Source organism: Epilithonimonas mollis, from assembly GCF_900142325.1.
In the GTDB taxonomy this organism is placed as follows: domain Bacteria; phylum Bacteroidota; class Bacteroidia; order Flavobacteriales; family Weeksellaceae; genus Epilithonimonas; species Epilithonimonas mollis.
The window spans coordinates 298,373-313,890 of the sequence record NZ_FRAM01000004.1 but is presented as its reverse complement, the minus strand read 5'-3'; the positions used below and the strand labels follow the sequence as shown (position 1 = coordinate 313,890).

Sequence of the window (15,518 nt, the reverse complement as noted above, 5' to 3'; positions counted from 1 at the left end):
TTATAGAAGATTTGAGATCGTGCGTACTGGATATGCGCAAAAATAAAGATACTCTAGGAGATACCTCCAAAAACGAAGGGCGATTTTACTATCAGTACCCTTTAAATTTGTAACAAATTTAAAGGGTACTGAGCAGAATAGCAAATCTATGGTTATTTTGTCGCAAATATTTGCTAAATTTGCGACAAAAATATACTTTGAACCAATGGAAAGTATTGATAATAAAATACTTGATAAAATAAAAAAAGCCAAGAGGGGTTCGCTTTTTTATACTGAAGATTTTTTATCTTTTGGTAACTACAAAGCTATTTCCAAAGCACTAGAGCGTTTGGTTAACGAAAAGAAAGTTTGTCGAGTTGCAAGAGGTATCTTTTCTGTTTTAGAGCAGGATCCTCATTTAGGTGAGATTTTGCCAACGGCAGAAAAGATCGCAGAATCCATAAGAAAAAGGGACAAAGCTCGAATTATTCCGACAGGTGTGTTAGCTCTTAATAAACTCGGATTGTCGTCACAAGTACCAATGAATCTGGTTTATCAAACGGACGGATCAGCTAGAACTGTCAAAGTAGGTAATCGAAGTATTGTTTTTAAAAAAACAAGTCCCAAAAATTTAGCTGTGATTGGAAATATTAGTGGGATAGTAATTCAGGCTCTTAAAGAAATAGGAAAAGATAATGTAACGGATGATGAAATTCGAACGGTCTTAAATCACTTGAAAAATGAAGAGCAATACCGTTTAGAACATGACATTAAATTAGCTCCTGAATGGATCAGAGTAATAATGCGTAAAGCTTTGACTAAATAAAATGAAAAATAAATTTCTAAACTTACCTGAGAAAACAAGAATTAATGCATTAAATCACGTTGCAGAAAAGAAAGGGATTACACCTTTTGCTGTTGAAAAAGACTGGTGGGTTACGCAAAGTTTGTCTATAATATTTGAAATGGACGAAGCTAAATATTTAGTTTTTAAAGGCGGCACTTCATTAAGTAAGTCTTGGAATTTAATTCAGAGGTTTTCTGAAGATATTGATTTGGCTATCGATAGAGAATTTTTGGGTTTTACTGAAATAACCAAAAGAAAGACTAATCTTCGAAAGAAATCAGGGAAATTCGTATCTGAAGAATTTTACCCAAAGCTACAGAAATGTTTTGAAGAGAAAGGCATTGCAGAAGCTGTTACATTTACCTTAGAAGATGTTCAGTCATCAGACCAGGATCCACGAATCATTAATATTTACTATCCTTCCATCATTGAAACTAAAGGATATTTGAATCCCCGAGTACAAATTGAAATAGGTTGTAGGTCATTAAAAGAACCATTCTCTGATTGTTTAATTTCTTCTTTTGTTGATCAGGAATACAAAGATTTAGAATTTGCAAGTGATGAATTTCGTGTACCCTCTGTCAACCCTGAGAGAACTTTTTTGGAGAAAATATTCTTGTTACATGAAGAATTTCAGAAACCATATGATAAAATCAGAGTAAATCGTCTAAGTAGACATTTATATGATATTTACTCTCTTTATCATTCTGAGTTTAAAGATAAGGCACTACGGGATGAGGATTTATATAAAACTATTGTTCATCACAGAATCGAATTTACTAAAGTTACTGGTGTTGATTATTTACTACACAATCCTCAAACAATAAATCCAATTCCTCCGGACACAATTATTAAGAAATGGGAAGAAGACTACGAAACCATGAAATCGGAAATGCTTTACAGCGAACACAGACCCAATTTTTCTGAAATCATTAAAACGTTAGAAAAGCTAAAGTCTGAAATTAATAAATTGGAATGGGTTGTTTTTGAGGGGTAAAAGCTTTCCTCAGGAAATGATGATTTTGAGAGAAGTACGAAAAACTTTTATTTGACTTAATACGAATTTTAAGATGTTAAAGCTACATTCGAAAATTTATCTTTATTCAAAAAATAGAAAAAAATTGAGGTGTACAGGCGAAATGTAATAATTATCACCGTTGCAGTCGGGAATTGTTAATTATTTAATTTTCAATATTTTATAAGGTTGGAGGTGGACAAAAGTAGTACAAATGTATTTTTAAATTTATCGTGAAGTATTTTAAAGTATTGGTTTACAATCATTTACTGTGATGAGATGCGTGCGGAAAAGTAGAAAAAAAAGATGTTGCAGCATCTTAATCTTGTACCACTTTTGTACACCTTGTATGGTATAAACCACCATCAATAAAGACTTCTATAGATGCTGTATCGGAAAGTAACCACAGCAAAACAAACAATCAAAAACCCTTATTAATAAACATAAAACCCTTATTTATAGGGCTTTTATCTATTTTGCTAATATACGTTTATTTTGCATTGATTTGTGATAATCGGTACAAATTTGTACCTTTGTTGTACCTCGAAAGGATTTTTAAAAAAGAATCCATTTTTTTTGGTTTTTTGGTTGTCACTTTTAAATAACTTTAAAGACTTTAGTACACTTTAATACAAATTTTCCATAAACGCAAGATATCGCGTTGTGCGTCTTCCGACACCAAAGGACTTCTTCTCTCTACTTTTTGGATTAATGATTTTTTGACGATATTTTTCCTAACTGTCTGCACATATCCTGAAGATGGAATTTTGTTATCAAAACTGTCCATGTCCACACAAAATTGTTTTCTTCTATAAAATACTTGGTGATTTCCTCGCCTTTATTATTGTATCTTTTTGGCTAAATAAGCGCCGCCAATCTTCCAGAATAACATCTACACCTTCTTTTTGTAATTCGTCTTCAAAATTCTGTGTTTATAATTGATATATGAATCAGCGCCCAACTTAAGACAAATTTTACCTTTTTCGTCAGAACCAACGGTCACAATCACTTTTGAACCTAATGCATGGGCAATCTGAATACCGGTAATTCCAATGCCGCTGTTTCCGCCATGAAGTAAAAGCGTTTCTTCAGATTGAAGATTTCCTCTCTGAAAAATGTTGGACCAGACGGTAAATACAGTTTCTGGTAAACTTGCAGCTTCCGCAAAACTCAGCCCGTCAGGAATCGGGAGACATTGCCCTTCTCTTACGCTCACATATTCTGCATCGGGGGAAATAAATTAGCTTTTCTTTGATTATCCACTATAGCTTTCAACAAATTAAATTATAAATAACTACAGCTGGTAATTATTAACCATCTTGCTCAGAATGAAGTTAACAAACTTATCATCAACCGTTTTTCGATCCATCAGTTTGTTTCGGTATTCATAAGAATTCAATACTTTAGACAATCGTCCATAGCTCTCGAAGTCTGATTCGCTAATCTTCATTCTTCCCGCACCATTTTTAGTAAGTATGATCTCATCATCAATAGTTCTGAGCTTTATAATGATATGGTAAAATTTATTATGCCCCTTCCCGGAGTATCTTTCAATAATATTAATTTTAAAAGCATTAAAATAAATGGTTTTAAATAAAATGTTTGAGCCTCTTTCGGGCGCCGTGATCTCCAGTGTAAAATTCATATCATATTTTTAGATACAGTAATCATAAATTATTCAACATTACCTTCATATTTCTTTATACCATTGACATATAGAACAGATTTTTCGGAATCATATTCATAATTATCGTTTTGATAGATACCCTGATCAGATTTGGTTAACATGATGGTATTATGTGGTAAAAAGAGTTCAAGTTTAGATCTGTCGTCATTTAATAGTACAAAGATACTGATAACAGAATTATTTTTTTGTGCTTCCACAGGATTAAGCCGTAATCCTTCATTAAAAATCTGAATGCAATCTTTTTTCAGTTCGCTCCAGGTCTGTCCTGCGGTTGCAATACATCCGTGGCTATCTTTCTCAGATCCAACTGCGGGCTTTTCTTCTTTGATATTGTTGCCAGCCATTTTAGCTGGTTTATCGCACGATGATAACCCGACAAAACAAATTGCTATTAGAATCAGTTTTTTCATGGTAAACGAATTAATAATAATGTTTCCTAACAATACAAATGCCATTATGGGGAAAAGCTTAAACAGTTATGTCAAATATTAAATTATTTTTGAATTAAGTCTATCTGTCTTTTGTAATTAATAATAAAGTTTGATTTTCAAATGCCTTTTTAACTCCTATAAAAGCCCTGTTTCATTTTATTTTGAAATAATTATTGATGATTCAGGTCATAAATGAAAGAATCTGATTTTCCTATTTTCGTCGGTCCGAACAATTGAAGATTCTCATTTGCTTCAGTAGTCTTATTCAAATTAATTTATGATTGTAAAGCCATCTCAGATCGGTGTCAGTTCAGACGAACTGTCTGTAAGGTCACTTATTTTTTTTATTATTGAACTCGAAAATTTGCTTAGTTATATTGGCAAACGAATGTTGCAATGTAAGGAAACGATTGCAGTTGCAGAAAGTGTGACATCCGGTTTTCTACAGTTTTCCTTTTCCCAGATGAGAGATGCCTCAACTTTTTTCATGGGTGGGATAACCGCGTACAGTCTTCAGGAAAAGGTTGAAATTCTAAAGGTTGACCTGGAGGAGGCCATAAAAACCAATTGTGTTTCTTCCAATATTGCTGAAACCATGGCTCTGAATGTGGCAAAAATGTACAGAACAAACTGGTCCATAGCTGTAACGGGTTATGCCACACCTGTAGAAGAATCTGGCAAAAAGCTGTTCGCCTACTTTTCAATAAGCCACCGCGGAAAGATCATATTATCAGAAAGGTTGGATCTGCACTCGAGAACCAAAGCTGTAAATGCCCAGTTGTATTATAGCGAATTCATACTGGGATGTTTCAAGCTTGAGCTGGATAAGCAAATTGATACAGGCATAGATAATGATAAAGCTTCTTAATTTCCGCAATCGATATTATATTTTTATAATTGACTCAAAATTTTTCGGTCAATAAAAATGTCCTGAACGGAAAAACTCAGGGGAAGCAGTTTGAAATGTAAGAAAAGGTTTTCTGTGATTTTTGCGTAAAAATACCAAATGGTCTTTTTACAAAATAACAAATTAATCATATAAATGATGAATTTACTGCTAAATAATAGTTTTGGCGTCTAATCTATTGATTAATAATAATTAAGGTTTTATTGTTAATTATTTGTGATGAACAATGATCTTTATATCACCGGATTGTAAATTTTTCAGCCATAAAGATAAAATAACACAGCAAAAATTAATTCATATTTAAAATTCAATTACAGATAAGATAATAGATCAATGATAGCTTTGCCCAAATCTATAAAAGAAATGAAAAGACTATTATTAATTTGTTTGATGCTGATCTGCGGAACAGCTTCAGCACAGGAATTATTTCCTTATCTCCAGGCGCCGTCGCCGACGTCTATCTGTGTAAACTGGAAAACCACGGACAATGCAGAGACCGTCGTTGAATATGGTTTGTCACAAAATCAGCTGGCGTCAACAAAAACGGGTACCAACAAGATCCTTTCGGATACAGGTTATCCTGCTAACTATTATTACCATTCTGTCAAGATTGATGGTCTTACGGCTAATACAAAATACTACTACAGAATCAAAACAGGAAACCGTATTTCCCAGGTTTATTCTTTTAAAACACTGCCATTACCAGGACAGGCTTCGACTGCGGATGGCCACATCCGTTTTTTGATTATGGGTGACAACCAGATGAAAGGTGTACCGAGATATGATTCTTTGGTTTCTGCTGCCAAAAGACAGATAGCCAGAAAATGGGGCTATGACAAAGATCCGTCTGATAATATCGCAATGACAGTTATGGTAGGCGATCAGGTGGATGTCGGGACATTGGATCATTATGAAAATGTACATTTTTCCAAAAACAAAAAATTGTCGGGATTCCTTCCTATACAGACACTTGTTGGTAACCACGAAACATACGGTACATTGGGAATGCAGGCTTATTATGATCATTATATCCTTGATGATGTCACTTATAAAGGTATTTCTTCGGGTTCCGAGGCTTATTATGCAAGACAGGCAGGGAATACGCTTTTCATTGCGTTTGATACCGAACATCCGTCTAATGATCAGATCACATGGCTGAACAAAATTTTGCCATTGGCTGATCAGGATAATACCGTACAATGGATTGTATCTTTGGGACACAGACCTTACCAGGCTGAGCAATATGTCGGCGATATCTCGACATGGATCAGGAATACCGTGATGCCAATTATGAATACAAGTGCGAAACATATTTTGCATATCGGAGCCCATCATCACTTGTATCACAGAGGTCAGCTTAAGAATTTTCCGACCTATCAGATTATTTCCGGTGGTGTAGCCTGGGATCAGTATTGGGGAATGTCGTCTGAACAGGATTTTGATGACGTCCAGAAAACGCTCCCAAACTGGATCTATCAGATCATCGATGTTGATACTGTTAACAATACATTTGATGTCGAAGCTTATTCTATAGGCAGTATTTTTGAATGGAAAGATAATGTGCTGATGGACAGATTTCATCATGCTAAAAATAAACCTGCACCGCAAAAACCGGGTATTCTGAACAATTACAACGGTCAGGAATTGGAACTTCCGATCACAATAGAAAGCTCTCCTTATGAGACAACTTCTGATGAATTGCTGAATACGACTGAGTTCCTATTATCCAAAACTCAGGATTTCAGCATTGTGGAAAAAGATATCTACAGGGATTTTGAAAACTTTTATGGTAAAGCAGGCAACAGAACAGACGAGTCAAAGGATGTCAATGCCAATCTTGACATTACAAAAGCTACAATTGAAAAGAATGGATTAACCAATGGAGTTTATTATGTTAAAGTCAGATACAGGGACAGAAATCTGAAATGGTCTCCTTGGAGCGATATAAAATCTTTTAAGATCATTAACAGTGTCGTGCTTAACACACAGATCGTTCCCGATGCTACGGAATATGAGCAAAATAAACCCATCAAGATCAGCTTTACAGATACACCCGGAAATGCAAAGGACTGGATTGGGATCTATAAAAAGGGGCAAAATCCCGGTTCAGCCAATCCTTCCCAGATCTGGAAATATACCAATGGACAGGTCAGTGGAAGTATGACTTTCACTAGTGGTTTGGCTACAAAAGGACAATATTATGCTGCTCTAATGGCTAACGATGGCTATACGGAAATTGCACCAAGAAAATCATTTTACGTTGGTCCGCCCGTAACCTTGTCTACAGATCAGAATAATTATCCGGTGACCGGAACAGTAAAGCTAAGTTACACTAATGCACCTGCTTTGTCCAAAGATTGGGTAGGTGTTTATAAAGTAGGGATAACGCCGTCGTCTGCTGTAACTTCTCCGAAATGGGCTTATGTGACTTCTGCTAATGGTACTTATACATTCAACGGATTGCCGAAAGGTTACTATTTTGCACAATATTTTCTCGAGGACGGCTATACAGCCGTAGGTAATAAAATCTTCTTCCAGATCGGAGACGACATCACCCAACTCATGATCAATAAAACGATATATAACCTGAATGAAAATATCATGGCAACATGGACAGATTCTCCCGGTATTGTGAAAGACTGGCTGGGAATCTACCATAAAAATGATAACCCGAACATCGATCCTCTGGTTAGCTATACTTATTTCAATGGTATTGCAAATGGTAATGTAGAGATTCCTGATGATAAATTACCAACTGAACCGGGAAGTTATTTCATTGTCATGTTTACCAATGATTCTTATAATGAGGTTTCTAACAGAGTCGAATTTGAGGTGGTTGGAGAAACTCTTGGTACCAGCAGCAACTCATCAGAATCAGGAATTCAGGTTTATCCAAATCCAGTTAACAGTGGCGAGAGAACTTATATCAAGGCAAAATATCCGATCGAGAAAATTGATGTCTATGATATGACGGGAAGTCTTTTCTACACCTCGAAGAACATCAATAACAATGCAACATCGATCATCAATCAGAGCCTTCCAAAAGGGGTTTACGTCCTGAAAATATTTTCAAATAAACTATATACCGTCAAAATGATAGTGAAATAATATAAAACCTTTAATCAAAAATTACAACCCTGGACAGCTGTCATGTTCAGGGTTATTGTTTTTAAGTTATTGCTGTGTTTTTCGCATGTTACATGATAATTATCCAATTAAAAATACGGAAGAAATTTAGTAAACTTATCAGAACTGATATATATCAGTGTAATAAAATACTAAACTGTCTTTTATTTAAAATAAGTATCTTACCTTTGTCATATAAAAATAGAGAATGTTTTCTAAAACCTGTGAATACGCCATTCGTGCTTTGATCTTTATCGCGCAGAAGTCTAAAGACGGGAGCAGGGTAGGGATAAAAGATATTTCATCAGGAATAGATTCCCCGGAGTATTTCATTGCGAAAATATTGCAGGATCTCAGCAGAAAAGGATTTGTACAATCTGCAAAAGGACCGAACGGAGGTTTTTTTATGGAAGGGAAAGACCTTGAGCAATCTGTTGCAGATATCGTGAAAGAGATAGACGGAAACAAACTTTTCTCCGGTTGCGGGCTGGGTCTTAAAGAATGTTCGGAAAATCATCCTTGTCCCATTCATAACGATTTTAAACATATTCGTCAGCAGATAAAAGATATGCTGGAAAATTCTAAAATCGAAATGTTTGTCAAAAATCTCGATTTAAGACTAACGTTTCTCAAACAATAAAACAAATAACTTTAAAAAATTTAAAAAATCATTATAAATAAAATACTAAAAGGTATTTATATCCTTTTAATTTTATTACCAATTAAAAAATCGAAAATTATTAACATGAGAAAATCACTTCTTTTCACAGCTGTTTTGTCTGCTTTCATCAGTCTGGATTCCTGCAAACAAAACGAATCTGCCGCTTCAGAAAATAAACAGGATGCATCGCAGATAAAAACCGACGGAACAACCGAGGAACATAAGTTCGTAACAGCACCTAATGTCCCTGCACCAATAGGAACCCGGTCAGCGAAAAAAATCATTGTAAGACTGGAAACGATAGAAAAAGCCGGCGAACTTGCAGATGGAACTCAATATAATTTCTGGACGTTCAACGGAACAGTTCCGGGAAGTTTCATTCGGGCAAGAGTGGGAGATGATATCGAGTTACATCTCAAGAATAATGAGAATAATACTTTTCCACACAATATTGATCTCCATGCAGTCAATGGACCCGGAGGTGGAGCAGAAGCAACTTTTGTAGCTCCAGGAACAGAAAAAATATTCAATTTTAAAGCACTTAATCCCGGGCTTTATGTCTATCACTGTGCTACAGCTCCAGTCGGGATGCATATCGCCAACGGCATGTACGGATTGATACTCATAGAACCCGAAGGCGGATTGCCAAAAGTCGATAAAGAGTTCTACATTATGCAAGGCGATTTCTACACCAAAGGTAAATTTGGTGACAAAGGCCTTCAGGAATTTGATATGGACAAAGCCATAGCTGAGCATCCTGATTATGTTGTATTCAACGGCAATACAGGTGCTTTATTAGGCGCCAACGAGCTTCAGGCAAAAGTAGGAGAAACCGTCAGATTCTTTGTAGGAAATGGTGGTCCCAACCTGACTTCTTCGTTCCACGTTATCGGCGAAATTTTTGACAAAGTCTATATGGAAGGTGGCAGCAAAATCAATGAAAACGTACAAACGACAGTTATTCCGCCTGGTGGAGCATCCATTGTGGAATTTAAAGCAACGGTTCCTGGCGAATATGTGATTGTGGATCACGCAATTTTCAGAGCATTCAACAAAGGAGCGTTAGGAAAAATTAAAATTACAGGAGCCGAAAATCCTGCAGTTTATAAAAAGAATTAGAATTCAAAAATAAATAAAGTCCATTTTATTTGGGCAGCTTATCCGCCCTCCGTTCCCGCTTTTTTGTTCCGCTTCGCTGCACAAAAAGAGCTCCACTCAGGTCGGGCTGCGAGAGATTTGTCGCAATATAGATTAGATCGGTAATTTAAAATAAAATTTTACTTGAGGTCCAATTGAGGATCTGAAAATTGAGAAATAATGAGAGTCGTGGTTAGTGTGTTTTTTGCAATGGTCGCAATACTGTTTTCCTGTTCCGGACATTCCGAAATGCCTGAAAAAGCATCCCAGAATCAAAACCATTTGAAATCCGTTTCCAGTTCAAAGAAAATGGTGAAAATAGCAGCCGGGACTTATGAAGCTTTCATAGGAAAGGATTCCGGAAGAATCGTAAAAGTAGTATCTTTCTATCTGGATGACAGTCCTGTTACCAATGCAGAGTATCTCCAATTTCTCAAAATAAATCCTCAATGGGCCAAAAGTAAAGTAAAAAGGCTGTATGCAGACAGCACATATCTTCAAAACTGGAAAAGCGATTTTGAAATTCCGGAAAATCTGAATCCTGATGCACCGGTAACGAATGTTTCCTGGTTTGCCGCCAAAGAATACGCCAAAAGTGTGGGGAAAAGATTGCCGACAATTGATGAATGGGAATTTGTTGCATTAGCGGATCAGAAGTCCAAAAATGCTTCACAAAATCCAGAATTCACAGATTTTATTCTGAAAGCCTATCAGAAAAAAAATAAAAACAAACAGATCATCAGACAGGAAGCTCCGAACTATTACGGTGTCTACAATATGTACGGAATGGTTTGGGAATGGACTTTCGATTTTAATTCGGTGATGATGAGCGGAGAATCCAGAAAAGACAATGCGACAAATGACAATCTTTTCTGTGCCGGAGCAGCGGTAACCTCTGCCGATCTTCGGAATTATGCCGCATTTGTCAGATATGCATTACGCGGAAGCCTGCAGGCCAATTACTGCCTTAATAATCTCGGTTTCCGATGTGCGAAAGATTAATTTAAGAATGAAAAAATGAAAAAATTATTTTATTTATTGACTGCATTGGTTTTATTTTCCTGCAGTAAAAACCCTGAACCTCTAAAGCCGGATTCTATATACAATGTAGATTCTGAATGGGAAAATCAGAATGGAGAAAAGCTTTCGTTGATCAACTTCAAAGGAAAAGTTGTGGTGACGGCTATGATTTTTACATCCTGCAAAACTGCTTGTCCAAAACTGACAGCAGAAATGCGAAATATTTCCAGGAAAGTTGGGAAGGTAAATCCAGACGAAATCCAATATGTTTTAATCTCCATCGATCCCGAAACTGATACGCCGGAAGTGATGAAAGCTTATCTCAAAACCAATCAGTTTGATGAGAAAGAATGGACTTTCATCCGGAGCAATGAAAATGATACCAGAGAGTTGGCTAACGTTATGGCGATCAAATACAAAGAGATTTCCCCGATTGAGTTTTCGCACTCCAACATCATTACTGTTTACACAAAAGATGGCACTATGGCTTTCCAAAAAGAAGGATTGGATGAAAACATTGAAGTTACTGCCGAAGAAATTAAGAAACAAATAGAATTATAAAATCAGAAAATTATGAAACGATTATTTTTAGCAACTTTAATGTTGTCCTTATTCCAGATTTCCTGTTCCAAAAAAGAGGAAGAACCAAAAGAAAAACCTCCGATTGTGGATAATACATCATACGAGCCTCAGGCTTCGCCGATGTCTCCGCCACCATCAACCGACCAGCCAGTTGCGACAGACGATATTTCTGCGGGTAAGTCTCTTGTGGAAGGCGCCGACTGTCTTGCCTGTCACAAAATTGATGCAAAACTGGTTGGGCCGGCCTATCAAGACGTTGCCGCAAAATATACTGATGCAGATATTGATCATCTGGCTCAAAAGATCATTGATGGTGGAAAAGGCGTTTGGGGAGATGTTCCAATGACTGCCCATGCCGGAATGAGCAAAGAAAATGCGCAAAAAATGGTGAAATATATTTTGTCATTAAAGAAATAAATCGGGTTAATAACTATTAGGAATTTGAATATTCCTGTCTTTATTTTTTTCGGGCATTGCGAATTTGCATTGTAGTTAGTATTTAGTAGTTTATCCTTTCGCAATGCTGAGAAAAAGCATCATTAAAATCGATTTAATAATGAAATTGACATTTAGAAAAAAAATTTATAATAATAAAAGATAAAAAAGTATTAAATTATGAATTCACAGAAAGACTTTATAGGAGACATCGTAGCGGCAGATTTTAGAACAGCAGCGATATTTAAAAAATATGGTATTGACTTTTGCTGTAAAGGCGGAAGAACAATAGAAGAAGCCTGCAGTTCTAAGGATTTGGATAAAGATCAAATCTATTCAGATATTGAAAATCTCCCGAAAACGGATGGTAATTCTATCGATTTCAACAGCTGGCCTTTGGATCTATTAGCAGATTATGTAGAAAAAACACATCATCGTTACGTAGAAGAAAAAACGCCGATTCTCCAGCAGTTTTTAGATAAATTATGCAAGGTTCACGGCGGACGTCATCCGGAATTATTTGAAATTAAAGAACTTTTTGATGGTTCGGCACACGATCTTGCAGCGCATATGAAAAAAGAAGAATTGATTCTTTTTCCTTTTGTGAAAAACATGGTGAAGGCCAAGATTTCAAATGAAGCCATTCCGCACCCTCAATTCGGAACGGTAGAAAATCCTGTCAATATGATGAAGCACGAACATACTGTTGAAGGGGAGCGCTTAAGAAAAATTGCGGATCTTACCAACGAGTATACACCGCCTGCAGACGCCTGTAATACGTACAGGGTTACATTTGCAATGCTTCAGGATTTTGAAAATGATCTTCACAAACACATTCACTTAGAAAATAATATTCTTTTTCCTAAAGCCATTAACCTCGAAAAAGAATTTTCTGCAGAATATTAAGATTTAAGAAGATTATGACAACTAAAAAATTATGGACCTGGCTCGCCGCTGTGATTATCGGTTCATTTGCAGTTTTGATTTATTATGGCGTAGATATTTACAGGAAAATTCCGCCTGTTCCGGATAAAATGGTTACGACGGATGGAACAGTTATAGCAACCGGGCAAGATATCAAAGATGGTCAAAATGTCTGGCAATCCATTGGGGGGCAAACTGTTGGAAGTATCTGGGGACATGGCGCTTATATCGCTCCAGATTGGAGTGCAGATTATCTTCACCGGGAATCACTTCTTCTTTTGGATGAGCTGGCGAAAAAAGACGGGAAAATTTATAAAAATCTTCCAGATGATGAGCAAGCTAGATACAAAGTTCTTCTGAAAAAAGAAATTCGCAAGAATACTTTAGACGATGCCACCAATACGATTGTAATTTCTCCCGAAAGAGCAAAAGTACATACAGAACTGGCAAAATATTATGCTAAGATATTCATGAATGATGCTGAGATGAGTCAGCTTCGGGATCATTATGCCATCCCGAAAAACACAGTGAAAACTAACGAAAGAATGGCCAAAATGAATGCTTTCTTTTCCTGGGCGGCCTGGGTCTGTATCACAGATCGTCCCGGAGATACCGGAATCACATATACCAATAACTGGCCGCATGATGAATTGATAGGAAATATTCCGCCACCATCATTGCATTTATGGTCCGGTTTCAGTGTCTTGATGTTGCTGGGTTGCGTTGGGTTGCTGGTTTTCTATCACGCTAAAAATAAGGAAGAAGAAATCAGCGAAATACTTCCGTTAGAAGATCCACTCAGAAATATGAAACCAACACCTTCTATGCGTGCTACTCTAAAATACATCTGGGTTGTGGCGTTGTTGATCCTGGTTCAAATGTTTGCAGGTGTTATCACGGCGCATTATGGCGTCGAAGGAAGCGGATTCTATGGTTTCCCGTTGGATGAATTTTTACCACAATCTATTTCGCGAAGCTGGCATGTACAATTGGCAATTTTCTGGATCGCAACTTCCTGGCTGGCAACAGGATTATACATTGCTCCGGCTGTTTCGGGTCACGAGCCGAGATATCAGGTGTTGGGAGTCAATATTTTATTCGGAGCATTATTGATCGTAGTTTTTGGTTCTTTAGCCGGGCAATGGCTGGGTGTGATGCAAAAATTAGGTTATGTAGATAATTTCCTATGGGGACATTCTGGTTACGAATATGTAGAATTGGGAAGAATCTGGCAGATTTTACTTCTGGTAGGATTAATTCTATGGTTAGTTTTAATGGTAAGAGCGCTTCTTCCAGCCTTGAAAAAGAAAGATGGTGACCGGCATTTGTTATTATTATTTACCCTTTCTGCAGTTGCCATTGCTTTATTTTATGGAGCCGGATTGATGTACGGAAGACAAACCCATATGGCCATAGCAGAATATTGGAGATGGTGGGTGGTGCATCTTTGGGTAGAAGGATTCTTTGAAGTTTTTGCAACTGTTGTAGCTGCATTCTTATTCACAAGGTTAGGACTGTTAAGATTGAAGTCGGCTACGCATGCTGTACTTTTCTCCACCATTATTTTCCTGGCAGGAGGTATTTTAGGGACATTCCATCACTTATATTTCAGTGCGACACCAACAGCAGTTCTGGCTTTGGGAGCAACATTCAGTGCGCTGGAAATTGTGCCTTTGGTTTTAATAGGGTTTGAAGCTTATCAAAATTATCAGATCAGTAAATCTACCAAATGGATTAAAGCGTACAAATGGCCGATCTACTGCTTCATTGCAATGTGTTTCTGGAATTTCCTCGGTGCAGGTATTTTCGGATTTGCTATTAATCCACCGATAGCATTGTATTATATTCAAGGTTTAAATACTACTGCAGTTCACGGTCATGCAGCATTGTTCGGAGTGTACGGAATCCTGGGAATTGGCTTGATGATGTTTATGTTGAGAGGACTGTATCCTGACAGAGAATGGAATGACAAACTGATCGGTTGGGCGTTTTGGTTAACAAATATCGGATTATTGGTAATGGTTACCATCAGTTTGTTGCCTATAGGAATTATGCAGTCTGTGGCGTCTATTAAAGAAGGTTATTGGTATGCACGTTCCGCCGAATTTATGCAAACCGATATGATGAGTACTTTGCGTTGGTTGCGTGTTCCGGGTGATATTCTATTGGCAGTAGGAGAGATGCTGCTGGTTGTTTTCATTATCGGACTCAAAACCGGTTGGTCTTTAAAAGATAAAAGATAATCAATTTAATCCTGAACTGCCACTCTTTTGTTGTGGCGGTTCTTTTTAAATTTTAACTTATGAAAAGAAACGGAAACCTTGTCCCACTGTCCAGAGATCATCATTTCGGATTACTTTGCAGTTGGAAGATTCATCAGGGAATTAAGAAAAATGTTTCCTATGAGAGAATAAAAGATTACATCAATTATTACTGGAAAGAAAACCTGAGCCGGCATTTCGAAATTGAAGACATCGTTCTTCCCGAAACGGAAAATAACATGTTCCAGATCCAGATGGAAAAAGAACATACCGAAATCCGAAAGCTGATTAATAGAATAAATCAAAGTCAGGATATTAAAGTTTTGGAAGCATTTGCTGATGCGTTGCGCAGTCATATCCGCTTTGAAGAACGAAATTATTTTCCGCATCTGGAAGAAGTTCTTTCTGGTGAGAAAATGAATGACATCGGACATCAATTGGAACGGATCCGCCACAAGAAAGACGATTCTTATCACGATGAATTTTGGAAATGAAATTCTGTTCAA

General features: G+C 36.8%; 15 protein-coding genes. 12 read left to right on the top strand and 3 right to left on the bottom strand.

Annotated elements, in window-relative coordinates; all coding sequences use genetic code 11:
• Positions 1–205 precede the first annotated feature (205 nt).
• Complete coding sequence (locus BUA97_RS15685) at positions 206–805, top strand: DUF6088 family protein (RefSeq protein WP_073000127.1); 600 nt, start codon at positions 206–208, stop codon at positions 803–805.
• Between the two features lies 1 nt (position 806).
• Positions 807–1,823: a nucleotidyl transferase AbiEii/AbiGii toxin family protein gene (locus BUA97_RS15680; RefSeq protein ID WP_073000048.1), complete on the top strand. Its 1,017-nt coding sequence runs from the start codon at positions 807–809 to the stop codon at positions 1,821–1,823.
• Between the two features lie 910 nt (positions 1,824–2,733).
• On the opposite strand, the gene BUA97_RS15675 is transcribed toward BUA97_RS15680, so the two are convergent.
• The 3 genes from BUA97_RS15675 to BUA97_RS15665 form a co-directional block, all read right to left on the bottom strand.
• Positions 2,734–3,057 (bottom strand): zinc-binding dehydrogenase, encoded by a 324-nt coding sequence (locus BUA97_RS15675; protein WP_073000046.1) that lies wholly within the window; start codon positions 3,055–3,057, stop codon positions 2,734–2,736.
• 78 nt (positions 3,058–3,135) lie between these two features.
• Positions 3,136–3,486 (bottom strand): prevent-host-death protein, encoded by a 351-nt coding sequence (locus tag BUA97_RS15670; RefSeq protein ID WP_073000044.1) that lies wholly within the window; start codon positions 3,484–3,486, stop codon positions 3,136–3,138.
• Between the two features lie 29 nt (positions 3,487–3,515).
• On the bottom strand, positions 3,516–3,938 hold the full coding sequence (locus BUA97_RS15665) for a hypothetical protein (RefSeq protein ID WP_139258355.1): 423 nt from the start codon (positions 3,936–3,938) through the stop codon (positions 3,516–3,518).
• A gap of 298 nt (positions 3,939–4,236) precedes the next feature.
• Between BUA97_RS15665 and BUA97_RS15660 the strand changes: the two genes are divergently transcribed.
• The 10 genes from BUA97_RS15660 (at position 4,237) to BUA97_RS15615 (ending at position 15,506) form a co-directional block, all read left to right on the top strand.
• Positions 4,237–4,827, top strand: coding sequence for a CinA family protein (locus tag BUA97_RS15660; protein ID WP_073000040.1), 591 nt, complete (start codon positions 4,237–4,239; stop codon positions 4,825–4,827).
• 402 nt (positions 4,828–5,229) lie between these two features.
• Positions 5,230–7,974: a fibronectin type III domain-containing protein gene (locus BUA97_RS15655; RefSeq protein WP_073000038.1), complete on the top strand. Its 2,745-nt coding sequence runs from the start codon at positions 5,230–5,232 to the stop codon at positions 7,972–7,974.
• A gap of 226 nt (positions 7,975–8,200) precedes the next feature.
• Positions 8,201–8,632, top strand: a complete 432-nt coding sequence (locus BUA97_RS15650; RefSeq protein WP_073000036.1) for an RrF2 family transcriptional regulator — start codon at positions 8,201–8,203, stop codon at positions 8,630–8,632.
• Between the two features lie 105 nt (positions 8,633–8,737).
• Positions 8,738–9,772 (top strand): copper-containing nitrite reductase, encoded by a 1,035-nt coding sequence (gene nirK, locus BUA97_RS15645; RefSeq protein WP_073000033.1) that lies wholly within the window; start codon positions 8,738–8,740, stop codon positions 9,770–9,772.
• Positions 9,773–9,970: 198 nt separating this feature from the next.
• Entirely contained in the window at positions 9,971–10,792 is an 822-nt protein-coding gene (locus tag BUA97_RS15640; RefSeq protein WP_073000031.1) for a formylglycine-generating enzyme family protein, read from the top strand.
• Positions 10,793–10,807: 15 nt separating this feature from the next.
• Entirely contained in the window at positions 10,808–11,371 is a 564-nt protein-coding gene (locus BUA97_RS15635) for an SCO family protein (protein WP_073000028.1), read from the top strand.
• A gap of 12 nt (positions 11,372–11,383) precedes the next feature.
• Complete coding sequence (locus BUA97_RS15630; RefSeq protein ID WP_073000025.1) at positions 11,384–11,809, top strand: c-type cytochrome; 426 nt, start codon at positions 11,384–11,386, stop codon at positions 11,807–11,809.
• A 198-nt stretch (positions 11,810–12,007) separates the two neighbouring features.
• Positions 12,008–12,733, top strand: coding sequence for an iron-sulfur cluster repair di-iron protein (gene ric / locus BUA97_RS15625; protein ID WP_073000023.1), 726 nt, complete (start codon positions 12,008–12,010; stop codon positions 12,731–12,733).
• Positions 12,734–12,747: 14 nt separating this feature from the next.
• The gene (locus tag BUA97_RS15620; protein ID WP_073000021.1) at positions 12,748–14,994 is read left to right on the top strand and encodes a nitric-oxide reductase large subunit; all 2,247 of its coding nucleotides are present in this window, start codon (positions 12,748–12,750) and stop codon (positions 14,992–14,994) included.
• Between the two features lie 59 nt (positions 14,995–15,053).
• Positions 15,054–15,506, top strand: a complete 453-nt coding sequence (locus tag BUA97_RS15615; RefSeq protein ID WP_073000019.1) for a hemerythrin domain-containing protein — start codon at positions 15,054–15,056, stop codon at positions 15,504–15,506.
• Positions 15,507–15,518 lie beyond the last annotated feature (12 nt).

Bases quoted from the DNA above. Each gene is read 5' to 3' on its own strand.
- BUA97_RS15685 (WP_073000127.1), top strand. From the start codon at position 206: ATGGAAAGTATTGATAATAAAATACTTGATAAAATAAAAAAAGCCAAG.
- BUA97_RS15680 (WP_073000048.1), top strand. From the start codon at position 807: ATGAAAAATAAATTTCTAAACTTACCTGAGAAAACAAGAATTAATGCA.
- BUA97_RS15670 (WP_073000044.1), bottom strand. From the start codon at position 3,486: ATGAATTTTACACTGGAGATCACGGCGCCCGAAAGAGGCTCAAACATT.
- BUA97_RS15665 (WP_139258355.1), bottom strand. From the start codon at position 3,938: ATGAAAAAACTGATTCTAATAGCAATTTGTTTTGTCGGGTTATCATCG.
- BUA97_RS15660 (WP_073000040.1), top strand. From the start codon at position 4,237: ATGATTGTAAAGCCATCTCAGATCGGTGTCAGTTCAGACGAACTGTCT.
- BUA97_RS15655 (WP_073000038.1), top strand. From the start codon at position 5,230: ATGAAAAGACTATTATTAATTTGTTTGATGCTGATCTGCGGAACAGCT.
- BUA97_RS15650 (WP_073000036.1), top strand. From the start codon at position 8,201: ATGTTTTCTAAAACCTGTGAATACGCCATTCGTGCTTTGATCTTTATC.
- nirK (WP_073000033.1), top strand. From the start codon at position 8,738: ATGAGAAAATCACTTCTTTTCACAGCTGTTTTGTCTGCTTTCATCAGT.
- BUA97_RS15640 (WP_073000031.1), top strand. From the start codon at position 9,971: ATGAGAGTCGTGGTTAGTGTGTTTTTTGCAATGGTCGCAATACTGTTT.
- BUA97_RS15635 (WP_073000028.1), top strand. From the start codon at position 10,808: ATGAAAAAATTATTTTATTTATTGACTGCATTGGTTTTATTTTCCTGC.
- BUA97_RS15630 (WP_073000025.1), top strand. From the start codon at position 11,384: ATGAAACGATTATTTTTAGCAACTTTAATGTTGTCCTTATTCCAGATT.
- ric (WP_073000023.1), top strand. From the start codon at position 12,008: ATGAATTCACAGAAAGACTTTATAGGAGACATCGTAGCGGCAGATTTT.
- BUA97_RS15620 (WP_073000021.1), top strand. From the start codon at position 12,748: ATGACAACTAAAAAATTATGGACCTGGCTCGCCGCTGTGATTATCGGT.
- BUA97_RS15615 (WP_073000019.1), top strand. From the start codon at position 15,054: ATGAAAAGAAACGGAAACCTTGTCCCACTGTCCAGAGATCATCATTTC.